We start from the raw sequence: 21,882 nt of genomic DNA on the forward strand, positions 1-21,882 counted from the left end.
TCTAGAGCGCGAGATTTGTTTTTGATTTGTTTCGGTGTTTTGTTGTCCGGTCGTCTGGGCCCGCCCCCCCCCCACCGCCCCCGCCCCGCCCCCCGCCGCCCCCCCCCTCGCGGGGCGGCCTCCGGTCGAACCGAGGAACGAGCGGCTAGTCGCGTAGGTAGGACAGCAGCCGCAGGATCTCCAGGTACAGCCACACCAGCGTGGTCATCAGGCCGAACGCGGCGTACCAGGCCCACTTCGACGGCATGCCTTCGCGGATCATCCGGTCGGCCTGGTCGAAGTCGAGCAGGAAGCTGAACGCGGCGATGCCGATGACGACGAGGCTGAAGATGATCGCGATCGGACCGCCGTCACGCAGCGGGTTGAAGCCGAAGAAGACCGCGGTGATGAGGTTGACCAGCATCAGGATCGCGGCGCCCGCGACGGCGCCGATGATCCACTTGGTCAGCTTGGGCGTGACCTTCACCGCACCGGTCTTGTAGACGACCAGCATCGCGATGAACACGCCCGCCGTCCCGATGATCGCCTGCAGCGCGATACCGGGATAGATCGCTTCGAAGACACCGCTCAGCGCGCCGAGGAACACACCCTCGACACCCGAGTAGAGCAGCGTCATCACACCGCTCGGCTTACCGCGGAAGATCATCACCAGCGAGATGACGAAACCGACGATCAGCGCGCCGATCGCCACGCCGAGCACGATGCCCGGCAGCGCGACCCGCCCCGAGGCGGTGACGACGAGCTGGCTCTGCGCCCACAGCGCGGTGAGCACACCGGCCACGAGCGCGACGGCCAGGCTCAGGCCGGTCTTGATGACGACGTCGTCGACGGTCATCGGCCGGTCGGCCGAGCCGGTCGGCGTATACCCGGGGCCGTAGCCGGGTACGCCACCCTGGGCCTGGGGGTAGCCCTGGGCGGCAGGGTTGAAGCCCACGTTGGGCCCGTACTCACCGGTCATGGTTCCGCCACGCGGCAGGTTGCGGAACGCCGGGTTGCTACTGGAACGCACCTGATCCTCCTGGATCTGCTGGCACCTGTATCGGGTTCAACGACCACTCCGGCCTGCCAGTTCCCGACTGAGTAAAGATGACTTTACTCGACGGCCGGCCAGCGGCGGGTTTCACCGTATGCGAGGCAGATCACGACCGTTCATCGACCGTCCCCCGATGGCCTCTAGACAAAGACAGCCGTCAGGGTCGAGTCTCACCACGCGTGTTCGGATCCTCACCGAAGGCGTGCCGCTCATTGGACGATCGTGTGGGCCCTCCGGCGTATGGGCGCCGAAGCGGACACATGGCAAGGAGTCAACACACCATGGGGTGGTCCCTACGCCCAAAGGCGGTCACCGGTCTGGTCGCGACCTGCCTCCTCGGCGCACTGTCCGTAGCTTTCGCCCCCACCGCATCCGCCGCCACACAAGAAGGTGTGGGCTACGAAGTCAAGCCCGGCCAGGACATGAAGGACCGGCACGACCGGAACTGGCTCGGCTCGTACATCGTCGGCGGCAAGCAGGTGTTCTGCGTGAGTTTCCAGCTCAAGGCGCCGGACACCGACGAGAAGTACAAGCCAGGCGACGAACTCCGCGACAAGTGGGGCCAGGCCCTGCCCGCGGACAAGGCCGCCAACATCTCCTACCTGCTCCTGCGCTACGGCGACACCAAGAACAACGACGAAGCGGCCGCGCTCGCGCACCTGCTGCACTCGTGGACGTCCGCGCCGCGCGAGGGCAAGGACGATCTCAACCCCAACCTGCCCAAGGACAAGATCGGCTACGACGCGCCGTTCCACCTGACGTCGTTGCAGCAGCAGCACCCGGCCGCGGCCGAGGCGGTCGACAAGCTGACCAAGGACGCCGAGGCCAACCGCGGCCCGTGGACGGCGAAGATCGCCACGCCCACGGCCGAGCAGCACATCGGCGCCCCGGCGGCGTGGACGATCAGCGTCAAGAACGCCAGGGGCACCGGTATCCCGAACGTCCCGGTGAAACTCACGGCCACCGACGCCTCGGTGGACACCGGCGACCAGGCGACCGGGACCGAACAGGACAAGACAGGGAACGCGAGCCCGCAGGCCGCCGCCAAGGACGTCACGGTCATGACTGGCAAGGACGGGACGATCACCGTCAAGCTGACCCCGACCGGCGAGCACCCGCAGCTGAGCGGCGCGCTCTCCGCGCCCGCCGACCGGCCGTACGTGCAGTTCCCGGTGAGCCAGAGCAGCGGGCTGCAGACCCAGAACGTCGTCTCCACCGGCGGCGAGAAGGACCTGAAGGTCCAGGGCGCGGTCAACATCGCGAAGCCGGGCCAGGTCCAGGTCACCAAGACGGACAAGAAGACCGGCAAGGGCATCGCGGGCGCACAGCTGCGGATCACCGGCAAGGACAAGGCCGCGGCGGCGACCGGGCAGGACGGCAAGCCGCTCAACGGCCCCGACGGCAAGCCCGTCGTGGTCACCACCGACGGCTCCGGTGTCGCGACGGTCGAGAAAATCCAGGCGCCGCAAGACATCTGCGTCGTCGAGGTGAGCGCACCGCCGGGCTACACGAACGCCTTCGACCCGGCCAATCCACCGTCCGCGTGCGGTTCGGTGAAACCGGGCGAGACGCTCGCGCTGTCCGTGGTCAACGTGCCCAACGAGGTCCCGCACGCGATCCCGGCGGGCGACAAGCCGACCGCGATGGCGCAGGGCGTAGTCGAAACGCAGTACTCGACGCCAGGCTTGATCGGTCTCGGCGCGCTCGCGCTGCTGGGTTCGGCTCTGGTCGGCGTCGCGGCCCGGCGGCGGTCCTCGCGGCGATAGGTTGGTGCTCGTGACTGGTCGTCGGCTGGCCACCGGCTTCGTGCTGGGTGCCGTGAGCGTGCTCGCGGTCGAACTCGTCGCCGCGGCGATCGTCCGGCCGCCCACGACGATGGTGGCGGGGACCGCGGAAGCGGCCCCCGCCGCCGTGTCGGCTGCGAAAGGCTCTCCCGCAGTACCCTCCGCGCCGAGTACGTCATCGCCACCACCGGCGACGTCTTCGTCCGCTCCGGCGTCGCCCGCCGCGCAACCGCCGTCCCCGCCGACACCGCAGCCGCAGCGGCCGGGCACGATCCGGCTGCCCGGCGGCGGCACCGCCGCGATGGTGCGCAAGAACCTCGGCCCGAACGCGGAGCTGCCGATCCCGGACAACATCGGCGAGGCGGCGTGGTGGGGTGCCGACCTCACCGCGGCCGGCGGGGCCAGCGTGTTCGCCGGGCACGTCAACTGGCGCGGCGCGATCGGTCCGTTCGCGGAGCTGTGGGACGAGAAGATCGGCGGCGAGATCACCGTCGTCGACGCGCGCGGGAAGACGTGGCGGTACAAGATCTCCCAGCTCGTCACCGTGCACAAGAACGATCTGCCGCAACGCGCCGACGAGCTGTTCGGTCCGTCCGGGCCGCATCGCGTGGTGCTGGTGACCTGTGGTGGCCGCTGGGTCGGCGGGCCGCAGGGCTACGAGGAGAATCGCGTCGCCGTCGCCGATCCGGTGTAGGCTAAGTTACCCACGGGTAATATAGGACGGTATAGGTCTCCGGCCACCGGATACAGCACAATGCCCGTGGACGGGGCAACGGCGAGAGGTGACTTCGATGGCGACGTTCTTGATTACCGGCGCGACCGGGCTGATCGGCCGCCACTTCACCCGGCTGCTGCTTTCCCGCCCCGGCGCGGACGGCGCCGACAACGTCGCGCTGGTGGTCCGGGCGTCCTCACGGGACAAACTCGCCGCGCTCGTCGACCAGTGGCCGCACGCGGACCGCGTCACGCTGGTCACCGGCGACCTCGCCGAACCGCTGCTCGGTGTGTCCGAAGAGGACCGTGAGCGGCTGCGTGGGGAAGTCGACCACGTGGTGCACCTCGCCGCCCTCTACGACATCACCGCCGACGACGAGGCCAGCATCAAGGCCAATGTGGACGGTACGAAACACGTCGTCGACCTCGCCGCCGATCTGAACGCCGGCTGCCTGCACCACGTTTCGTCGGTCGCGGTCGCCGGTGACCACGACGGTGTGTTCACCGAGGACATGTTCGACGTCGGCCAGCGGCTCCTGACGCCTTATCACCGCACGAAGTTCGAGGCCGAGAAGCTGGTCCGCGAACAGCAGGAAGTGCCGTGGCGGGTGTACCGGCCGGCCATCGTCGTCGGGCATTCCGAGACCGGCGAGATGGACAAGATCGACGGCCCCTACTACCTCTTCCCCGCGATCAGCAGGCTCACCGGGCTGCCGGACCTGCCGCTCGCCGGCCCGGATCTCGGCGATTCGAACATCGTCCCGGTCGATTACGTCGCGAAGGCGCTGCTCGAGCTGGTGACCACCGACGGGCTCGACGGGCGGGCCTTCCACCTGGTCAACCCGGAGCCGCAGCCGGTGGTGTCGGTGTACAACGCCTTCGCGAAGGCGGCGGGCGCGCCGACGATTTCGGTGCAGCTGAACGACAAGCTGTCCAAGGGCATCGTCGGGCTGGCGAAGCTGTCCGAGCACATCCCCGGGTTCACGATCGCGCGGGACGCCGTCCTCGAACGCCTCGGCATCCCGCCGGTGCTGCTGGACAACGTCGCGTTCGCGTCGGTGTTCTCGTCCGCCTCGACCCGCAAGGCGCTCGCGGGCTCCGGCGTCGAGGTCCCCCGGCTGGAGGACTACGCGGCGACGCTGTGGCGGTACTGGCGCGAGCACCTCGACCCGTTCCGTGCCCGCAAGCACGGCCCGCGCGGCGAACTGGACGGCCGCCGCGTGATCATCACCGGCGCGTCCTCGGGCATCGGGCGCGCGACGGCGCTGAAGGTCGCCGCGGCGGGCGGCGTCCCGCTGCTGGTCGCGCGGCGGCAGCACGAACTCGAAGAGGTCCGCGACGAGATCCTCGCCGCGGGCGGCACGGCGTCGGTGTACCCGGCGGACCTGACCGACGAGGAATCGGTGCACAAGGCCGTCGACGCGATGCTGGCCGAGCACGGCCGGATCGACATGCTGGTGAACAACGCGGGCCGCTCGATCCGCCGCTCCATCAAGCTGTCCTACGACCGCATGCACGACTACGAGCGCGCGATGGCGATCAACTACTTCGGCGCGGTGCGGCTGATCCTCGCGGTGCTGCCGCACATGTCCGAGCGGAAGTTCGGGCACATCGTGAACGTGTCGTCGATCGGCGTGCAGGGCATCGCGCCGCGCTTCTCGGCGTACGCGGCATCGAAGGCGGCGTTGGACTACTTCTCGCGGATCGCCGCGACCGAGACCCACGGCGACGGGATCACGTTCACCACCATCCACATGCCCCTCGTGCGCACGCCGATGATCCGGCCGACGAAGATCTACGACGCCTTCCCGACGAAGTCGCCGGAGCAGGCCGCGGACATGGTGATGAAGGCGCTGGTCGAGCGCCCGAAGCACATCGGAACGCCCGCCGGCCAGGCGATCGGGCTCGCGTACACGCTCACGCCGGGACTCACCGACGCCGTCGCGTACCAGGGCTTCCGGATCTTCCCGGACTCCGCGGCCGCGGGCGGCTCGGGCGGCCTCAAGATCGGGCGTGGCGAAAAACACCTGTCGAAGGCCGCGATGGCGCTGGCGCGGCTCAGCCGCGGATTCCACTGGTGACTCTCCGCTGCCGGGTGGCGGCCGTTCGGGCATCATTTGTCAGGGCCGGGTGAAGACACACCGGTGAATCACCAAGCCTGACGCCGACGACACGGTGTACGCGGGTACGGTCGGGCACATGGTTCCCGAGCGAGACAACAGCCTCCCTGGCCTCCTTCCCCTACGGCGCGAGTACACCCAGGCGTGGCACGGTTTCGACCGCAACGAGGTGCGGCAGTACCTCGATCACGTCGAGGGCCAGCTGCGTCGGCTGCTGAACGAGCGCGACGCCTCGTCGAACCAGCTGGCGACCGTGTCCCGCGAACTCGAGACCGCGCGCCAGGAGATCCAGAAGCTCCAGGCGCGGGTCGAGGAACTGAAGAAACCCCCGGAGCGGTTGGAAGATCTCGACGAGCGGATGCAGCGGACGGTCACGCTCGCGCAGGCGCGTGCCGAGGAGATCACCAAGCGTGCCCAGGTGGCCGCGGAGAAGCACTGGGCGTCGTCGAGCGAGGCGTCGCAGAAGCTGCGTGACCGCTACACGAACCTGATGGCCGAATTGGACAAACAGGCCGAGGCGCTGCATTCCGAGCACGAGGCGGCGCTGGCCGAGACGCGCGCGGAAACCCAGCGGCTGACGGTCGAGGCGGCGCAGCGGCGGGAACTGCTGGACACCGAGGCCGAGCGGAAGCGCCGCAAGATCGAGCGGGAGTTCGAGGCGTCGATGGCCGCGCAGCGGGCCACGCTGGAGAAGCACGTCGCCGATCAGCGCACCGCGAGCAAGCAGCAGGCCGAGCGGCGGATCGCCGAGGCGACGGCGGAGGCCAAGCGGCTCGTCGACGAGGCCACCGCCGAGGCGAAGCGCCGGCTGGACGAGGCGACCACCACGGCCGCGCAGCGGACCACCGCGGCACAGCGGAAGGTCGAGCGGCTGGCCGAGATCCGCGAGCAGGCCCGCAAGAGCCTGGCCATGGCGGACGAGATCCTGGGCCGCAGCGAGGGCCAGCTGAAGCCGTTGCCGGAGGAATCCGTCATCCCGCAGGCGTCGAAGCTGGTCGGTGGCGACGAGCCGGCGCAGAACGGCAACGGCACCAACGCCTCCGCCGAGCAGGGCAAGAACGGGTCGGGCCAGAACGGTTCCAAGCCCGCCGCCAAGACCGGCTCCTGAGTTCCGACGGTCCGTGGGGGCCTCCATGAGGGACTCTGAGTCCCTTGGGGAGGCCCCCACGGACCTGTACGTGCCCCGGTAGGTGACCTTGATGCGACGACACGTCATGCCGTGTGCGGTCACGCTGGCTCCCGCTTCAACCGTGGTGACCTCCTGCTCGGGAAACTCCGGAACGCACCCCGCTCCGCCCACACCGGCCAGTACCGGGCCGCGGATCCCCTTCACCCCGATCCCCCGCCCGCTGGATACCGGCCGAGTGAACAGCGATCCGTGCGGGCTGCTCGACCTCGAGCAACTGTCCCAGCTCGACTTCGGTTTCCCCGATGACGGCGCCGCCGGTATCCCGAAGCGGAAGAAGCTGGGCTGCGCGTGGAACCAGGCCACCACGGTGCGGGTCTCCGTCACCGCGGCCGCCCCGTCCTTCCAGGCGACCACGCTGACCGAACTCGCCGCGAACCACGACAAATCTCCCGACCGATACGCGCACTGGGAGGAATCCTCACTGGACGGGCTCCCTGTCATCTTCTCCTGGCGTCCCGGTGCCACAGAGGACTGTGAAGCGGCCGTGGGAACGAGTACGACCGAAGTCCTCTACGTCGACTTCCAGAGGTTCGCCGACCTGCCCGGTGATCCCCCGGGCAAGCCACGTCATTGGCAGGGCAACCCCTGCGGTGCGGCCGCCAAGGCCGCCGAATTCGTGATCGGGAAGCTCCGCGACGGCCACTGACCCCCGTATGGGTGAGGTCGTTGCGGAGCTGCCGCGTCGGCTACCGTCGGGGAGACGACGTCCCCGGCGGATGAGAAGGGTTGATGCGACGGAAAACGGGGTACCGGCTGGTGGCCGGGGTAGCGGCGGTGGTGGCTACGGCGAGCCTGGTCGTGGCGGCGACCCACTCCCGGGATGTCGAGGGCGCCCCGGCGCCGCAGCCGGACGCCCGGCTCGCCAGGGTTCCCGACTGCGGTCCCGTCATCGCCGGGCTGGATCTTCGCGCCCAGCTCGCCCAGCTCGTCGTCGTGGGGGTGCCGGGCAGTGATCCGGCGTCGACGGTCAAGCTCGTCCAGGATCATCAGCTCGGCGGGATCTTCATCGCGGGTGACGCGACCGAACTCCTCACCAATCAGGCGCTCGACGCCGTCCAGAAGGCCGCGAAGGTGCCCGTGTCGGTCGCGGTCGACGAGGAGGGCGGCCGGGTCCAGCGCATCGACACGCTCGACGGCAGCATCCCGAGCGCGCGGGAGCTGGCGGCGACAAGGACTCCCGAGCAGGTGCGGGAAGTGGCCGCGCAGCGCGGCAAGCAGCTGCGGGCCCGCGGCGTCACCGTCGACTACGCGCCGGACGCCGACATCACCGACCAGCCCGCCCACGAGGCCATCGGCGACCGCTCGTTCAGCGGCGACCCCGAGCGCGCACGGCTGTACGTGCGCGCGTTCGCCGCGGGACTGCGGGACGCCGGCGTGTTTCCGGTGCTGAAACACTTCCCCGGGCACGGGCACGCGTCGGGTGATTCACACACCGGGCTCGTCCGCACGCCACCGCTGCCCGAGCTGCGCCGCGTGGATCTGGTGCCCTACCAGCGGATCACGGAGTACGGGCCGATCGGCGTGATGGTCGGGCACCTCGACGTCCCCGACCTCACCGGCGGCTTGCCCGCGTCGCTCTCGGCACCGGCCTATCAGCTGCTGCGCACCGAATTCGGCTTCACCGGGCCAGTGGTGACGGACGATCTCGGCGCGATGAAGGCGATCACCGAGCAGTTCCCGTTGCCCGAAGCGGTGCTGAAGGCCCTGCAGGCGGGCGCGGACGAGGCGTTGTGGTCCTCGGGCGGACACGTGGACCAGGTATTGGACCGGCTGTCCCAAGCCGTCCGGACCGGCGAGCTGCCCGAGCCACGGGTGCGCGAGTCGCTCACGCGGGTACTGACCGCCAAAGGCTTGTGCGGCTGACGGCTAGGGTGTTCGACCGACGGACACACTGGAGGAACGGACATGGCCACGAACGCCACCCTCGGCGGTACTTTTGACCTCGGCGGCGAGCTGACGGTGCACCGGATGGGATACGGCGCGATGCAGCTGGCCGGTCCCGGCGTGTGGGGCCCGCCCCGTGACCGCGAGGCAGCCGTGGCCGTGCTGCGCGAGGCCGTCGAACGCGGCGTGAACCACCTCGACACGAGCGACTTCTACGGCCCGCACACCGTGAACACCCTGATCCGCGAAGCGCTGCACCCCTACCCCGAGGGCCTGCGCATCGTCACGAAGGTCGGCGCGCGGCGGACGCCGGACAAGGGGTGGTCGCCCGCGCTGTCGGCGGAAGAGCTGACCGCGGCCGTGCACGACAACCTGCGTCACCTCGGTGTCGACGCGCTCGACGTGGTGAACCTGCGGCTGGCAGGGGAAAACGCCGAGTACCCGGTGCCGGGATCGCTCGCGGAGCCGTTCGGTGTGCTCGCCGATCTGCGGCAGCAGGGACTGATCCGGCACCTCGGCGTCAGTCACGTGACGGCCGAGCAGTTCGACGAGGCGCGCTCGATCGCGCCGGTGGTGTGCGTGCAGAACGAGTACAACCTCGCCCACCGCGGCGCCGACGCGCTGGTCGACAGGTGCGCGGCCGAGGGCATCGCGTTCGTCCCGTACTTCCCGCTCGGCGGGTTCAGCCCGTTGCAGTCCGGCGTGCTCGACGACTGCGCCCGCCGCGTCGGGGCGACGCCCATGCAGGTCGCGCTCGCCTGGCTGCTCCAGCGCTCGCCGACGACGCTGCTCATCCCGGGCACGTCCTCGGTGGCGCACCTGCGCGAGAACCTCGCCGCCGCGGACCTGGTGCTGCCCGGGGACGTCCTCGCCGACCTCGACGGGATCGGCACGCACTGATCAGGGTTTGGGCGCCGGTTCCCCTGGCGCCGTGATCCCCCGGCGCACGTCGCCGGGGCTGAACTCGGTCCGCCGCGGTGTGCGCCGTTTCGTCGAGCGCAGCTGCCATGGCACGCTGACCACCATCACGCCGGACATGAACAGCAGCCTTCCCTTGAGCCGCAGGGCACTCTGGTTGTGCAGCAGGTTCTCCCACCAGTGCCCCACGACGTATTCGGGGACGTAGACGCACACCACGTCCCGGGGACTGGACCGGCGGATGTTCTTGACGTACCCCAGCAGTGGCCGGGTGATCTCCCGGAACGGCGACTCGATCACCTTCAGGCCGACGCCCATGTCCCGCTTCTCCCACTCGCGTTGCAGCGCGCGGGTGGCCTGGTCGTCGACGTTGACGGTGATCGCGGTCAGCTCGTCCGGCCGCGACGCGCGGGCGAACGCGACCGCCCGCTGGGTCGGTTTGTGCAAAGTGGACACCAGGACGATGGCCCGCACACGGCTGGGCAGGATCGCGCTCTCGTCGTCGGGCAGCAGTTCGTCGTGAACTCGGTCGTAGTGCCTGCGTACGGCGCGCATCAGCGCGTACAGCGCCGGAATCGCGATGACGACCAGATACGCGCCGTGCTGGAACTTGGTCAGCAGCACGACGACGAGCACCAGGCCGGTGAGCACCGCGCCGAACGCGTTGATCGCCCGCGCGAGGCGGAATCGATGCCGCTCCGCCCGGGACGTCGCTTCGGCGAGCTTGCGGTTCCAGTGCCGCACCATTCCCGCCTGGCACAGCGTGAACGAGGTGAACACCCCGAGGATGTAGAGCTGGATGAGCTTGCTGACCACACCGTCGTAGACGTAAATGAGCAGTCCGGCGACGATCGCGAGCAGCAGGATGCCGTTGGAGAACGTCAGCCGGTCACCGCGGGTGTGCAGCTGGCGCGGCAGGTAGCGGTCCTGGGCCAGGATCGAGCCCAGCAACGGAAAACCATTGAACGCCGTGTTCGCGGCGAGGACCAGGATCAACGCCGTCGCGGCCTGCATGTAGTAGAAGAGCACGGTGTTGTCGCCGCCGAACACCGCCGCGGCGATTTGCGCGATCACCGTGCGCTGCGGGGTGTTCGCGCAGTCGCCGCGGAATCCGGTCAGGTCACAGGCGTTCTCCGCGATCCGCACGTTCGCGATCATCGCGAGCACGGTGATCCCGCCGAACATCGCGATCGCGATGACGCCCATCGCGGTCATCGTCTTCGCGGCGTTGCGCCCCTTGGGTTTGCGGAATGCGGGCACGCCGTTCGAAATGGCTTCGGCACCGGTCAGCGCGGTGCAGCCGGAGGCGAACGCGCGCAGCAGCAGGAAGGCCACGGCGAAGCCGGTGAGACCGACCTGCTCGGGGCGGATCTGGTACCCGGCGCTCTCCGCGACCGGCGCGTGCCCAGCGATCGCCCGGCCGAGGCCGAGCACGATCATGACCGCGACACCGGCGACGAACGCGTACGTCGGGACCGCGAACGCGCGCCCGGATTCCCGCACCCCGCGCAGGTTCATCGCGGTCAGGAAGGCGACGAAGCCGAGGTTGATCAGCACCCGGTACGGGTTGAGTCCGGGCACCGCGGAGATGATGTTGTCGACCCCGGCCGCGACCGACACCGCGACCGTCATGATGTAGTCGACCAGCAGCGCGCCGGCGACCACCAGCCCGGCAGGCCGGCCGAGGTTGCGGGAGGCCACCTCGTACGAGCCGCCTCCGCTCGGGTAGGCCTGCACGACCTGCCGGTAGGAGAGCACGACGACGGCCAGCAGGACGACGATCGCCGCCGCCACCCACGGCGCGAGGTGCAGGAACGCCAGCCCGCCCAGCGCCAGGATCAGCAGGATCTCCTGGGTGGCGTAGGCGACCGAGGAGAGCGGGTCGCTGGCGAAGACCGGCAGCGCCAGCCGCTTGGGCAGGAGCGTCTCGCCCAGCCTGTCGCTGCGGAAGGGCAGCCCGACGACGAGGCGCTTGAGCACTGCGGTGGGTGACGGCACGGCCTGAGCGTAAGTTGCCGCTCAGGCCGTGGGACCACGTCGAGACGTAGAGAAAGCGTAAAGAAAAGTGTTACGCCCGTACAGGTCTCGTCAGGGATTGTGGACTTTTGAAGAGTATTTCATGTGTCCAGTTTGGACACTTTGTCCGATCTGACTCAGCACCGAGGGCCGGTTCAGAATCCGCCGCAATTGCTCGTGGCGGGTTTTCCGGCGAAGCGGTCGGCGATCCAGTTGGCCGCGTTGCCCGAGGCGCCGAACGCGGCGAGCGCGTGGGAGAGCACCGGGCTGAAGGAGGGCAGGTCCTTGAACTCGACGTCGGCGCCCTTGCCACACCAGTCCTTGGCCATCTGCTTGCCCTGGCCGTAGGGGACGATGTCGTCCATCGGGGTGTGTTCGACGAGTACCGGGGCGGCGGGCTTGAGGTTGCCGATCTTCAGGTCCTCGACCACCGTTTTGAACGGTTCTTCCGCCAGGTAGGCCGAAACCGGCCTGCCGTCCTTGGTCAGCGTGTTGGTCTGTTTGAAGGCGAGCTGGAAAATGGCGTCCATGGTGCAGATCTGGCGGGCCTGCAGGAACAGTTGCGCGCCGGTGGGGTTGGCCAGATCCAGCATGTGTGTTTCGGGGTACGCCGTGTTGATGCCGATGAGCGCGAATCCGAGGAAGCCGGCGGCATACGCGCCGTCGAGGCTTTTGGCGAGTACGGCCTTGTCCGCCGGAGCGGCGCCCGCGTAGGCGCCTTTGAGGTTGAGTTCCGGCGCGTAGTCCGGCGCCATTTCCACCGCGGCGGCGGAGGCGCCACCGCCCTGGGAATAGCCGACGATGCCGATCGGCGCGTTCTTGTCCAGCCCCGAATCGGGCAGCCGCTGCGCCGCGCGGGCGACGTCGAGCGTGGTGTGCGCCTCCGAGCGGCGCATCACGTACGTGTGCTCCATGTTCGGCGTGCCAAGGCCCTCGTAGTCGGTCTGCGCCACGGCGAAACCCTTTTGCAGCAACGCGTTCACGAACTGCGTCTGCACGTTCGCGATGATGTCGGAACTGCCCTCGCCCGCGATGGTCTTCGACACCGCGCACTTGTCGGCCATTCCCGCCGTGAACGGCGCGTAGGCGACGATCGGCCGCGGCCCCTGGCCCGTCCACGGCGTCGTCGGCACGATCACGGTGCCGGTCACCGGAATCGCCTTGTCCTTGGTGTCCCGGGACAAATACATGATCCGGGTCGCTTTGCCGCCGTTGAAGGCCGACGGCTGCGACTTGATGACGTCACCATTCTGCCCCGTGGGAAGCGGCGAAGGCGGCGTGTAGAACGCTTCGTCCGCCGCCGCGGGAGCGGCCGCCGCGACCGTGACCGCGGCCGTCATCACCACCGCGGCCGAGAAAACCGAAACGACCCTGCCGAAACGAAGTCGAGCGGAAAACCGCATAGCTTCTCCAGTGAACGCGATGCCGGTCAGAATTCCGAGAAATGACCCGTGTCGGCAAAGAGTTTCGGCCGGGGCCACGAAGCTGTCAAGGACAACCCCGCTACCCCGGCCGAAAATGGCATACCGAACAGAGCCCGGATGCGCGTTTTTAGCATCGGCGCGCGAGCGGACGACATCGGCCGCCGGTCGGTGCGGTTCCACGAAAAGCGGCGTCAACATCCCCCGCGGGGGCGTCAAGGGTTCGTGAGAACCGCTACGCCGGGCGGGCTCCGCGGCCGCATGCTGGGCGGCATCCCCTGACACCCATGAAGAAGGCGATGCATGAGCGACCTGGCCTATTCGGTGATGCTGATCGCGTGTTGCGTGCTGTTCGCACTCGTGCTGCGGTTCCTGCAGTGGTGGCTGAACACCGACCGCCGGCCGGGCACGCGCCCGGCGTCACGCCGCGAGGGCGGCGAGCCGCGCATGGAGCACACCCCGTACCGGCGGCCGGTGCGCTGAGGCTCATCCCCGGCGCTGCTCCACCAGGGTCAGCTTTTCGCTGACCTTCCAGAGCTTCTGGACGGCGTCGGGGTCGACGGCGGCCGCCGCGGCCTTGGCTGGCAGGCGGCCGTCGTAGTAGCCGCCTGCCAGCACCTTGGCCCCGGGATCGGCGAGCCGGGCGACGACCTCGGCGCCTTCGGCGACGGGGCGGCCGCGGTAGCTGTAGTGCTGGAGCATCCCGGTGGCGACGATGCCGGGATGCACGCTGACGGCCTCGCGGACCTTCGGCCGGAACTCGGTCAGCGCCGTGGTGAACATGGTCAGCGCCAGCTTGGACTGCGCGTACGCGGCGCCACGGTTGTACCGCCGCTTCCAGTTGAGATCGGCCCAGTTGATCCGGCCGCCGCGATGCAGCGACGAGGACACGTTGACCACCCTGCTCACCGGGGAGGCGTCCAGCCGGTCCTCGAGCAGCCTGGTCAGCAGGTACGGGGCCAGGTAGTTGACCTGGAACGTCTCCTCGTGGCCGTCCTTGGTGATCGTGCGGTTGCCGGTGCCGGCGACACCCGCGTTGTTGACCAGGACGTCCAGGCGCGGAAACGCCTGCGCGACCGCCGCGGCCATTTCGGCGACCTGCCGCAGATCGGCGAAGTCCGCGACGACGGGCTGGAGACGTCCCGCGTCGACGCCGGAAGCCACCAGCCGCCGGCAGGCTTCCTCACCTTCTTCGCGGGTGCGGGCGTGCGTGATCACGGTGGTGTCGCCGGTGGCGAGCAGCCGTACCGTCTCGTAGCCGATGCCGTCGGTGGTTCCGGTGATGAGAACAGTGGGGTTTTCGGGCATGGTCCATCCACAATGGAATGAGCGCGCGGGAGCCCGCGCGGGAAATGGGCAGGACTCAGCTGCCGGCCGGTGAATCGCCGGGTTCGGGGGTACCACCGGCCGGCACCGGATCAGGCGGCCGGTCGTCGTGGCGCACACCCCACGCGTGCCCCCGTACGAGACCTCTGCCCATCCTTCGATGGAATCCAGCCCGGCGCTGCAGGACAAGGAGCCGCGGGCCGAACTTACGAATTCCTAGCGAGCGGGCGCCGGTGTCCGCGTCCGGTACCGGCTTCGTCCTGGTTGTGTCGCAATACCGCGCCTCCCCGGGCGAGCTCGCTGACCTGCGGTGATAATCGGACCGTGGCTCAGGTTCTGCTGATCGAGGACGACCCGTCCATCCGCCGGAGTCTCGGCATGGCGCTGGGCAAACACGGCCACGACGTCAAGGCCGTCGAGACCGGCGAGGAGGGCCTGCGCGTCTCCCGCGCCGAGCCGCCCGACCTCGTGGTGCTCGACCTGATGCTGCCCGGGATCGACGGGTTCGAGGTCTGCCGCAGGCTCCGCGCGGACGGGCCGGTGCCGATCATCGTGCTGACCGCCCGCAACGACGATTTCGACGTCGTCGGCTGTCTCGAAGCGGGCGCGGACGACTACGTGGTGAAACCCGTGCGGCCGCGGGTGCTCGACGCGCGGATCAAGGCCGTGCTGCGGCGCGGCACCGCCGAACCCGCGGGCACCGAGCGCCACGCCGGGCTGACCCTCGACCGCGCGGCGATGACCGTCACGAAGGACGGCGATCCGGTGTCGCTGACACCGACCGAACTGCGTGTCCTGCTGGAGCTGTCCCGCTCCCCCGGCCGGGTGCTCAGCCGTCAGCAGCTGCTGGAATCGGTGTGGGAGCACGACTATCTCGGTGACTCCCGGCTGGTCGACAACTGCGTGCAGCGGCTGCGCGCCAAGATCGAGGCCGATCCGGCGTCGCCGGTCTTCGTGCAGACCGTCCGCGGTTTCGGTTACCGGTTCGGCCCGGTATGAGACCACGGTGGCTGACGGGCCTGCGCGTCCGGCTCGTCTGCGCGTTCGTGCTGGTGACCGTGCTCGGCGCGGTCGCGGCCGCCTGGGCGAGCTACGCCTCGACCAGCACGTCACTGGTGTCCGAGGCCGAGCAGCGCGCGGGCGACGACCTCCGGCACCGGATCGGCGCGCTCACCGCGGACCTCACCGACCCGCCCGACCAGGCCGCGCTGGACCGGCTGCGCGCCGCGGTGGGCGCGCCCGCGCTGGTGACCTACCACCAATTGTCCTCTTCGGACGGTGACGGGCTCGGCCTTGTCTCCGCCGACCTGCGGGCCGCGGTCGCCTCCCGCGATCGGCTCGTGCGGCAACGCGTCGCCTCGCCCACCGGGCCGAAACTGGTGCTCGGGACCCCGGTGACACGGACCGCGCTGGACGGCACCCGGTCACCGTCGGGCATCGAGGTCTACGCCGTCCGCGATCTTTCCGACGTCCAGCAGCAGATGGACACCTCGGCCAAGAATGCTGCGCAGACCAGCGCACTGGCGCTGCCGCTGGCGATCCTGCTCGCGCTGCTCGCCGCGCGCGGGGTGCTACGGCCGGTCCGCGAACTGCGCACCACCGCGCGCCGCCTGGCAGCACACGACCTCTCGGCCCGCCTGCGCGTCCGCGGCTCGGACGAACTCGCCGATCTCGCGGAGACGTTCAACCACATGGCGGCCGAGTTGCAGGACTCCGTGGCCGAGCTGCGCCGGATGGAGGCCGACGCGCGCCGGTTCGTCGCCGACGTCTCGCACGAGCTGCGGACCCCGCTGACGACGTTGACCGCCGTCGTCGAGGTGCTGGAGGACGAGGCCGGGGCGATGTCGCCGGACGCGCGGACGTCGACACTGCTCGCCGTCGAAGAGACGCGAAGGCTGACGCGGCTGGTGGAGGACCTGATCGAGGTGTCCCGGTTCGACGCGGGCGCGGCGCGGCTGCGGCTGGAGGACGTCGAACTGCGTCAGGCCATTGTGGACTGTCTCCGCTCGCGCGGGTGGTCGGACCGGATCGAACTCGACGCGCCGACACCGATCACGGCGGTGCTCGACCGGCGTCGTTTCGACATCGTGGTGGCGAATCTGGTGGGCAACGCGCTGCGGCACGGCGCGCCGCCGGTGCTGATCCGGCTGCGGGCGGACGAGCGGGAGACGACGGTGGAGGTCGTCGACCACGGTCCCGGCCTGCCCGGCGACCTGGCCTCGCACGTGTTCGAACGGTTCTACAAGGCGGACGCGGCGAGGACGCGGTCCGAGGGCAGCGGGCTCGGCCTGGCGATCGCGGTCGAGAACGCGCGGTTGCACGGCGGCGACATCGAAGCGGGCAACGCGTCCGGCGCCGGTGCCCGGTTCGTCGCCCGATTTCCCTTGCGCCCCAAGGAGGATGCATGACCCGGCGAGTCCTGGTAGCGGCCGTGCTCCTCGCGACGCTGACCGCGTGCGGTGTCGAACCCAGCGGTGTCCTCGACGGAGGAAAGGCCCCGACGGGTGTCGCACCCGGCGTCACGCTGTACTTCGTCGACACCGACGGCGAACTGGTGCCGAACTTTCGCCCCACTCAGCGGCTCAGCACCGTGACCGACGCGCTCAACCTGCTGGTCGCCAGCAGCGGCTCGCCGCAGAACGACGGCCTGCACTCCGCGTTCGCCTGGCAGAGCGCGCTCGGCCGCAGCCCCCGCGTGACCGAATCCGACGAGCTGATCAGGATCAGCCTGCCGCTGGCGAAGTACGAGATCTCGGCGCTCGGCGTCGACCAGTTCGTCTGCACCGCGCTCGGTGTGCACCGGCAGGCCGGGAAACCCGCCGCGAAGGTCGTGGTCACCTACACGATCGGCGGAGACACCGAACCGCTGACCTGCCCGGTGCTCCGCTGATCCCGGTGGGCTGAAGGGGACTTTCGTCTCATCACATGCGAGGAAAGTCCCCTTCAGCGCACGAGACGCGAGGAAAGTCCCCTTCAGCTCACAGCCCGGCGGCGTCCCGCATGACGTGGTAGACGTCGGTGTTCTCGACGATTCCGCCCAGCCGCGCGGATCCCGGGCCGCTCGCGGTGACCGGGGTGTCGGCGCCCGAGTGCTCGTTCGTCGTCCAGTCCACAGTGAACTGCAGCTTCGAGCCGGGGACCGGGAACGGGCCGTCCTCGCGCGCATGTTCGGGCCCGGTGTTGGAGCTGTCGTAGTTCTCGATGCTCAGCCCGCCGGTTTCATGGTCACCGCCGATGATCACCAGCGTGTCAGGATGGCTGCGCACGAACCGCATCACCTCGGCCACGGTCTCGTCCAGCGCACGGCCGGCGTCGATGACCGAATGCGCGTTGTTCTCGTGCGACATCCCGTCGATGCCTTCCTCCTCCAGGAAGAGGAAGAAACCCCTCGGGTTCTGGGAAAGCGTGTCGAGCGCCTTGCGCGCCATCTGCCGCAACGGCACCTTCGGCGCGTATTTGCCGACACCGTCCGGCCCGTAGTCGACCATGTCCTCGTTCGCGAACAGGCCGAGGATCCGGTTCGCGCGGGTGCGGGCCAGCTCGTCGGCGTTACGCACGTAGGTGTAGCCCGTCCGCTGCGCCCGTTCGACGAGGTCGCCGTACGGGCTGCGGCTCTCTTCGCCCGGTTTGTCCGGCCAGACACCGGGGTTTCCCTTCGGGTACCACCAGTCCTCGCCGCCGCCGAGCAGCACCTCGGGACGGCTGTTCTCGATGTACTGCTTGGCGATGTCGCTCTGGGAATCCCGGCTCGGCACGTGTGCCGCGAACGCCGCGGGCGAGGCGCCGGTGACCTGGGCCGTGGTGACCAGGCCGGTCGCCTTGCCCGCCTTCTTGGCGCGTTCGAGCACTGTCTCCAGTGGACGGTCGTGGACGTCGACGCCGACCGCGCCGTTGCGGGTCTTGTGCCCGGTCGCGAGCGCGGTGGCGGCGGCCGCCGAGTCGGTGACGATCTCCTCCGGATCGTCCGGCGCGGTACGGACCAGGCCCGTCACCGGGAGTTTGTTCATCTCCAGCTCACCACGTTTGCCCACGGTGGCCAGCCGGATGAGGTCGCGCTGCCCGAGCCCCATCCCGTCGCCCTGGATGTAGATGATGTTCTTCGCCAGGCGGGCACCGGCGGGTGCCGCCTCGGTCGTCTGCGCGACGGCGACCGTGCCGCCCCCGAGCATCACCAGCACCACCGCCGCGACCAGGCCACGCTTGCGCACATCGCCTCCCGAGCAAAGTCATTAGTTAGGAACCTTTCCTAACATAAATTTACCCATCCGACCAGAAGCAGGCGGACACGGTCCGCAGCCGACCCGCTCGTGGAGACCCTTTCCGCCGTGGCTGTGGTCGGATGGGTAACGACGGCGCAGTACAGGAAAGCGAGACCCGGTCAGTGACCACCGAGCAGCGCGTGCGCCTGCTGCGCCCCGATGACAGGCTCGGTGTGCACGACGGCGGCGGCCAGCCGCGGCACCGCGTGCACCAGGTGATGCTCGACCTCGTGCGCGAGCCGATGCGCCGCCTCGACGGTGAGCGTCGGTTCGACGGCGACCGCGAGTTCGGCCCGCAAGGTGTGCCCCGTCCAGCGCATCCGCAGCTGGCTCACCCCGGCAACCCCGTCCACGTCGGCGGCGGAACGCTCGGCCAGCTCCACGGTCGCCGGGTCGACGGCGTCCATGAGCCGCCCGAAGACCTCCTTCGCCGCGTCGCGGAGCACAAAGAGGATCGCCACGGTGATGAGCAGGCCGATGATCGGGTCGGCCAGCGGAAAGCCCAGCGCGACCCCGCCCGCTCCGGCGACGACGGCCAGCGAGGTGAAACCGTCGGTGCGCGCGTGGAGACCGTCGGCGACCAGCGCCGCGGAACCGATCCGGCGGCCGACCGTGATCCGCCAGCGCGCGACAAGTTCGTTGCCCGCGAAGCCGATGACGCCGGCCAGCGCGACGATCCACAAGTGCCCGACCGGCCGCGGATCGATCAACCGCAGCACCGCCTCATACCCGGCGAAAACCGCCGACGCCGCGATGATCAGCACCACGATCACCCCGGCGAGATCCTCCGCGCGGCCGAGCCCGTAGGTGAACCGGCGGGTCGCCGCGCGCCTGCCGAGCACGAAGGCGATGCCGACCGGCAACGCCGTCAGCGCGTCGGCGAAGTTGTGGATGGTGTCGCCGAGCAGCGCGACCGAGCCGCTCAGCAGCACGACCACGAGCTGGGCGGCCGCGGTGACGAACAGTGCCGCAAACGACCACACCAGCGTCCGCATCCCCTGCCTGCTGGCCTCCAACGCGCTGTCGAACCGGTCGGCGCTGTCGTGGCTGTGCGGTGTGAACGCGTGGAGGAGCACATGCCGCGCCCGCGCCCACCGCGACGCCGGAGCGTGCCCATGCGCATGACCGTGACCGTGCTGCGAACCCATGACCGTCCTCTTATCCGGGGTGCCGGCTTGTGAGAGTGCCCTGCTCACGTCCATTATGCAACCATGCACGCGCATGTTAACCCGAACTCGGCGGCGCGGCCCGGCCACCCGGCCGACCCACGGCAGCTCGACCTCGCCGCCGAGATCCTGCGGCATCTGGCCGATCCGACCCGGCTGCATCTGCTGCACCTGCTGACCACCGAACAGGACGTGACGACGCTGACCGAGCAGGTCGCCGCGTCGCGATCCTCGGTCTCGCAGCATCTGGGGCGGCTGCGCCTGGCCGGGCTCGTCCAGGTCCGCCGCGAGGGCCGCCGCATGCTCTACCGGATCACCAGCGATCACCTCACCGGACTGGTCACCGAGGCGCTCGGCTTCGCGGCGCACACCGTGCACGGCATTCCGCACCACGTCGCGGAGCCTGCCGGAAAGTAGGCTTTCTCACGTCGTGCAGCAGCAACCGGGAGGCCGGCGTCTAGGGACGTGTGAAGCCCAACGCCCGGAATCCGCGTGTCGCCCGGCGGCGCCACCAGCCCGCCCACTCCGCCGGCCGCGTACTGGTCGCCCTGTTGTCCGTGGTGACGCTGCTGGTCACCGGGTTCTTCTGGAACACCCTGCGGCAGGCGCAGGGCCTCGGCGCGTCCGGCGCGATCTCGGGCGAGGGCAAGGCACCGGACGGCTCGCAGAACATCCTGCTGCTCGGGCTCACCACCCGGAAGGACAAGAACGGCCAGGACCTCCCGCCGAACGTCCTGAAGGCACTCCACGCCGGAAACGGGCTCGACGCCGAGCATTCGCCCGATCACCAGGACCACACGGGCGGCTACAACACCAACACGATGATCCTGCTGCACGTGCCCAACGACGGCAGCAAGGCGACCGGCATCTCGATACCCCGCGACGACTACATCACCTTTGTGGACGGTCCGCTGCTCGGCGCCACCCAGGGAAAGATCAAGGAAGGCTACGGCTGGGCGAAGGAACAGGAGCAGGAACGCCTGTACGCCCAGGGCGAGCGGGACCCGGCGACGCTGGAGTTCAAGAGCCGCGAGGCGGGGCGCACCTCGACGATCAAGAACGTCGAACACCTGCTGAAGGTCCACGTCGACCATTTCGCCGAGATCAGCCTCGCCGGGTTCTACCACCTCGCCGACGCGCTCGGCGGTGTCGACGTATGCCTGAAGGAGGCCACCAAGGACGACGCCTCCGGCGCCGACTTCCCCCAGGGACCCCAGCATCTCAACGGCGAGCAGGCGCTGGAGTTCGTCCGGCAGCGCAACGGCCTGCCCGGCGACGACCTCGGCCGCGAATCCCGCCAGCAGGCGTTCCTCGCCTCGGTGGCGAGCACGCTGAAACGGGACGGCGTCTTCGGCAGCCTTTCCGACCTGCAGAAGCTGCTCACCGCCGCCGAAGAGGACGTCGTCTACGACAAGGGATGGAACATCCTCGACCTCGCGAAACAGGCGAAAAACCTCAATCCCGCCAACATCGTGTTCCACACCCTGCCGGTCGTGAAGGCCGACAAGATCTTGCTGGGCGGGCAGAGCGTCGACATCAACCGCATCGACGTCGGCCAGATCCAGGCCGCCGTCCAGTCGTGGATCAACCCCGGCCAGGCCGCACCTGTCCCGTCCACTCCCGCCGCACCGCCCAAGCCCGTCGGCTCCGGTTCCACTGTGGACGTCCGCAACGCGTCCGGTGTGGACAATCGGGCGGCCGAGCTGGCTGACGCGGCGGCCGGGCACGGGTTCACCAAGGGTGATACGTCCACTGTGGCCACTCAACCCGAATCGCATGTGTTCTACGGAAAGGGCGCGAAGGCCGACGCCGACGCCCTGGCCGCACAGCTGGGCATCTCCGCGGTCTCGGCCAGCACCGCCGCCTCCTCCGGGCACATCGCGGTGTACCTCGGCACGGATTACCACGGCCTGCCCGCCGCGCTGGGCGGCACACCCGCGACACCGTCCAGCGCGGCCGGGGCGCCCCCGCGGGGGTGCCCGGACGCGGCGGGGGCCGGGGGGGCCAAATAAACCCCGTGGCGGATCTGTACCGGGGGCGGGGAAATTATTA

18 protein-coding genes and 1 pseudogene are annotated in these 21,882 nt (G+C 69.4%); 13 read left to right on the forward strand and 6 right to left on the reverse strand.

Annotated elements, in window-relative coordinates; all coding sequences use genetic code 11:
* Positions 1–145: 145 nt before the first annotated feature.
* Complete coding sequence (locus ACFWX1_RS04635) at positions 146–1,009, reverse strand: Bax inhibitor-1/YccA family protein (RefSeq protein ID WP_378383821.1); 864 nt, start codon at positions 1,007–1,009, stop codon at positions 146–148.
* Positions 1,010–1,314: 305 nt separating this feature from the next.
* On the opposite strand from ACFWX1_RS04635, the gene ACFWX1_RS04640 reads away from it, so the two are divergent.
* From ACFWX1_RS04640 to ACFWX1_RS04670, 7 genes and pseudogenes are all read left to right on the forward strand, one after another.
* Complete coding sequence (locus tag ACFWX1_RS04640) at positions 1,315–2,799, forward strand: collagen binding domain-containing protein (protein ID WP_378383823.1); 1,485 nt, start codon at positions 1,315–1,317, stop codon at positions 2,797–2,799.
* Position 2,800: 1 nt separating this feature from the next.
* The gene (locus tag ACFWX1_RS04645; protein WP_378383825.1) at positions 2,801–3,511 is read left to right on the forward strand and encodes a class F sortase; all 711 of its coding nucleotides are present in this window, start codon (positions 2,801–2,803) and stop codon (positions 3,509–3,511) included.
* Between the two features lie 97 nt (positions 3,512–3,608).
* Positions 3,609–5,612, forward strand: a complete 2,004-nt coding sequence (locus ACFWX1_RS04650) for an SDR family oxidoreductase (RefSeq protein WP_378383827.1) — start codon at positions 3,609–3,611, stop codon at positions 5,610–5,612.
* A gap of 118 nt (positions 5,613–5,730) precedes the next feature.
* Positions 5,731–6,757, forward strand: a pseudogene (locus ACFWX1_RS04655) (cell division protein DivIVA); the annotation flags it as partial.
* Positions 6,758–6,865: 108 nt separating this feature from the next.
* Positions 6,866–7,486 (forward strand): DUF3558 domain-containing protein, encoded by a 621-nt coding sequence (locus tag ACFWX1_RS04660; protein WP_378384136.1) that lies wholly within the window; start codon positions 6,866–6,868, stop codon positions 7,484–7,486.
* 83 nt (positions 7,487–7,569) lie between these two features.
* A complete protein-coding gene (locus ACFWX1_RS04665; protein WP_378383829.1) occupies positions 7,570–8,703 on the forward strand; it encodes a glycoside hydrolase family 3 N-terminal domain-containing protein in 1,134 nt (377 codons plus the stop codon).
* A 42-nt stretch (positions 8,704–8,745) separates the two neighbouring features.
* Entirely contained in the window at positions 8,746–9,624 is an 879-nt protein-coding gene (locus tag ACFWX1_RS04670; protein ID WP_378383831.1) for an aldo/keto reductase family oxidoreductase, read from the forward strand.
* On the opposite strand, the gene ACFWX1_RS04675 is transcribed toward ACFWX1_RS04670, so the two are convergent.
* Together ACFWX1_RS04675 and ACFWX1_RS04680 are read right to left on the reverse strand one after the other, a co-directional pair.
* The gene (locus tag ACFWX1_RS04675; protein ID WP_378383833.1) at positions 9,625–11,640 is read right to left on the reverse strand and encodes an APC family permease; all 2,016 of its coding nucleotides are present in this window, start codon (positions 11,638–11,640) and stop codon (positions 9,625–9,627) included.
* Between the two features lie 173 nt (positions 11,641–11,813).
* On the reverse strand, positions 11,814–13,061 hold the full coding sequence (locus ACFWX1_RS04680) for a lipase family protein (protein ID WP_378384138.1): 1,248 nt from the start codon (positions 13,059–13,061) through the stop codon (positions 11,814–11,816).
* Between the two features lie 321 nt (positions 13,062–13,382).
* On the opposite strand from ACFWX1_RS04680, the gene ACFWX1_RS04685 reads away from it, so the two are divergent.
* Complete coding sequence (locus tag ACFWX1_RS04685) at positions 13,383–13,562, forward strand: hypothetical protein (RefSeq protein WP_378330246.1); 180 nt, start codon at positions 13,383–13,385, stop codon at positions 13,560–13,562.
* 3 nt (positions 13,563–13,565) lie between these two features.
* On the opposite strand, the gene ACFWX1_RS04690 is transcribed toward ACFWX1_RS04685, so the two are convergent.
* On the reverse strand, positions 13,566–14,387 hold the full coding sequence (locus ACFWX1_RS04690; RefSeq protein WP_378383835.1) for an SDR family NAD(P)-dependent oxidoreductase: 822 nt from the start codon (positions 14,385–14,387) through the stop codon (positions 13,566–13,568).
* A 342-nt stretch (positions 14,388–14,729) separates the two neighbouring features.
* On the opposite strand from ACFWX1_RS04690, the gene ACFWX1_RS04695 reads away from it, so the two are divergent.
* From ACFWX1_RS04695 to ACFWX1_RS04705, 3 genes are read left to right on the forward strand one after another with little or no spacing between them, the layout of a single operon-like run.
* Entirely contained in the window at positions 14,730–15,404 is a 675-nt protein-coding gene (locus tag ACFWX1_RS04695) for a response regulator (protein WP_378383837.1), read from the forward strand.
* The gene (locus ACFWX1_RS04700) at positions 15,401–16,813 is read left to right on the forward strand and encodes an ATP-binding protein (RefSeq protein ID WP_378383839.1); all 1,413 of its coding nucleotides are present in this window, start codon (positions 15,401–15,403) and stop codon (positions 16,811–16,813) included. The genes ACFWX1_RS04695 and ACFWX1_RS04700 overlap by 4 nt, the downstream gene beginning before the upstream one ends.
* Positions 16,810–17,295, forward strand: a complete 486-nt coding sequence (locus tag ACFWX1_RS04705; protein ID WP_378383841.1) for a hypothetical protein — start codon at positions 16,810–16,812, stop codon at positions 17,293–17,295. The genes ACFWX1_RS04700 and ACFWX1_RS04705 overlap by 4 nt, the downstream gene beginning before the upstream one ends.
* A gap of 88 nt (positions 17,296–17,383) precedes the next feature.
* Here the strand turns inward: ACFWX1_RS04705 and ACFWX1_RS04710 are convergent, their stop codons facing one another.
* Both ACFWX1_RS04710 and ACFWX1_RS04715 read right to left on the reverse strand, forming a co-directional pair.
* The gene (locus tag ACFWX1_RS04710) at positions 17,384–18,613 is read right to left on the reverse strand and encodes an alkaline phosphatase (protein WP_378383843.1); all 1,230 of its coding nucleotides are present in this window, start codon (positions 18,611–18,613) and stop codon (positions 17,384–17,386) included.
* A 170-nt stretch (positions 18,614–18,783) separates the two neighbouring features.
* Complete coding sequence (locus ACFWX1_RS04715; protein ID WP_378383845.1) at positions 18,784–19,812, reverse strand: cation diffusion facilitator family transporter; 1,029 nt, start codon at positions 19,810–19,812, stop codon at positions 18,784–18,786.
* Positions 19,813–19,875: 63 nt separating this feature from the next.
* Here ACFWX1_RS04715 and ACFWX1_RS04720 point away from each other — a divergent pair, with 63 nt between their 5' ends.
* Both ACFWX1_RS04720 and ACFWX1_RS04725 read left to right on the forward strand, forming a co-directional pair.
* Positions 19,876–20,247 carry an ArsR/SmtB family transcription factor gene (locus tag ACFWX1_RS04720; protein ID WP_378383847.1) on the forward strand — a complete coding sequence of 124 codons (372 nt, stop codon included), beginning with the start codon at positions 19,876–19,878 and terminating at the stop codon, positions 20,245–20,247.
* A 50-nt stretch (positions 20,248–20,297) separates the two neighbouring features.
* The gene (locus tag ACFWX1_RS04725) at positions 20,298–21,842 is read left to right on the forward strand and encodes an LCP family protein (RefSeq protein WP_378383849.1); all 1,545 of its coding nucleotides are present in this window, start codon (positions 20,298–20,300) and stop codon (positions 21,840–21,842) included.
* Positions 21,843–21,882 lie beyond the last annotated feature (40 nt).

It is taken from the genome of Amycolatopsis sp. NPDC059021 (genome assembly GCF_042739895.1).
Taxonomy (GTDB): domain Bacteria; phylum Actinomycetota; class Actinomycetes; order Mycobacteriales; family Pseudonocardiaceae; genus Amycolatopsis.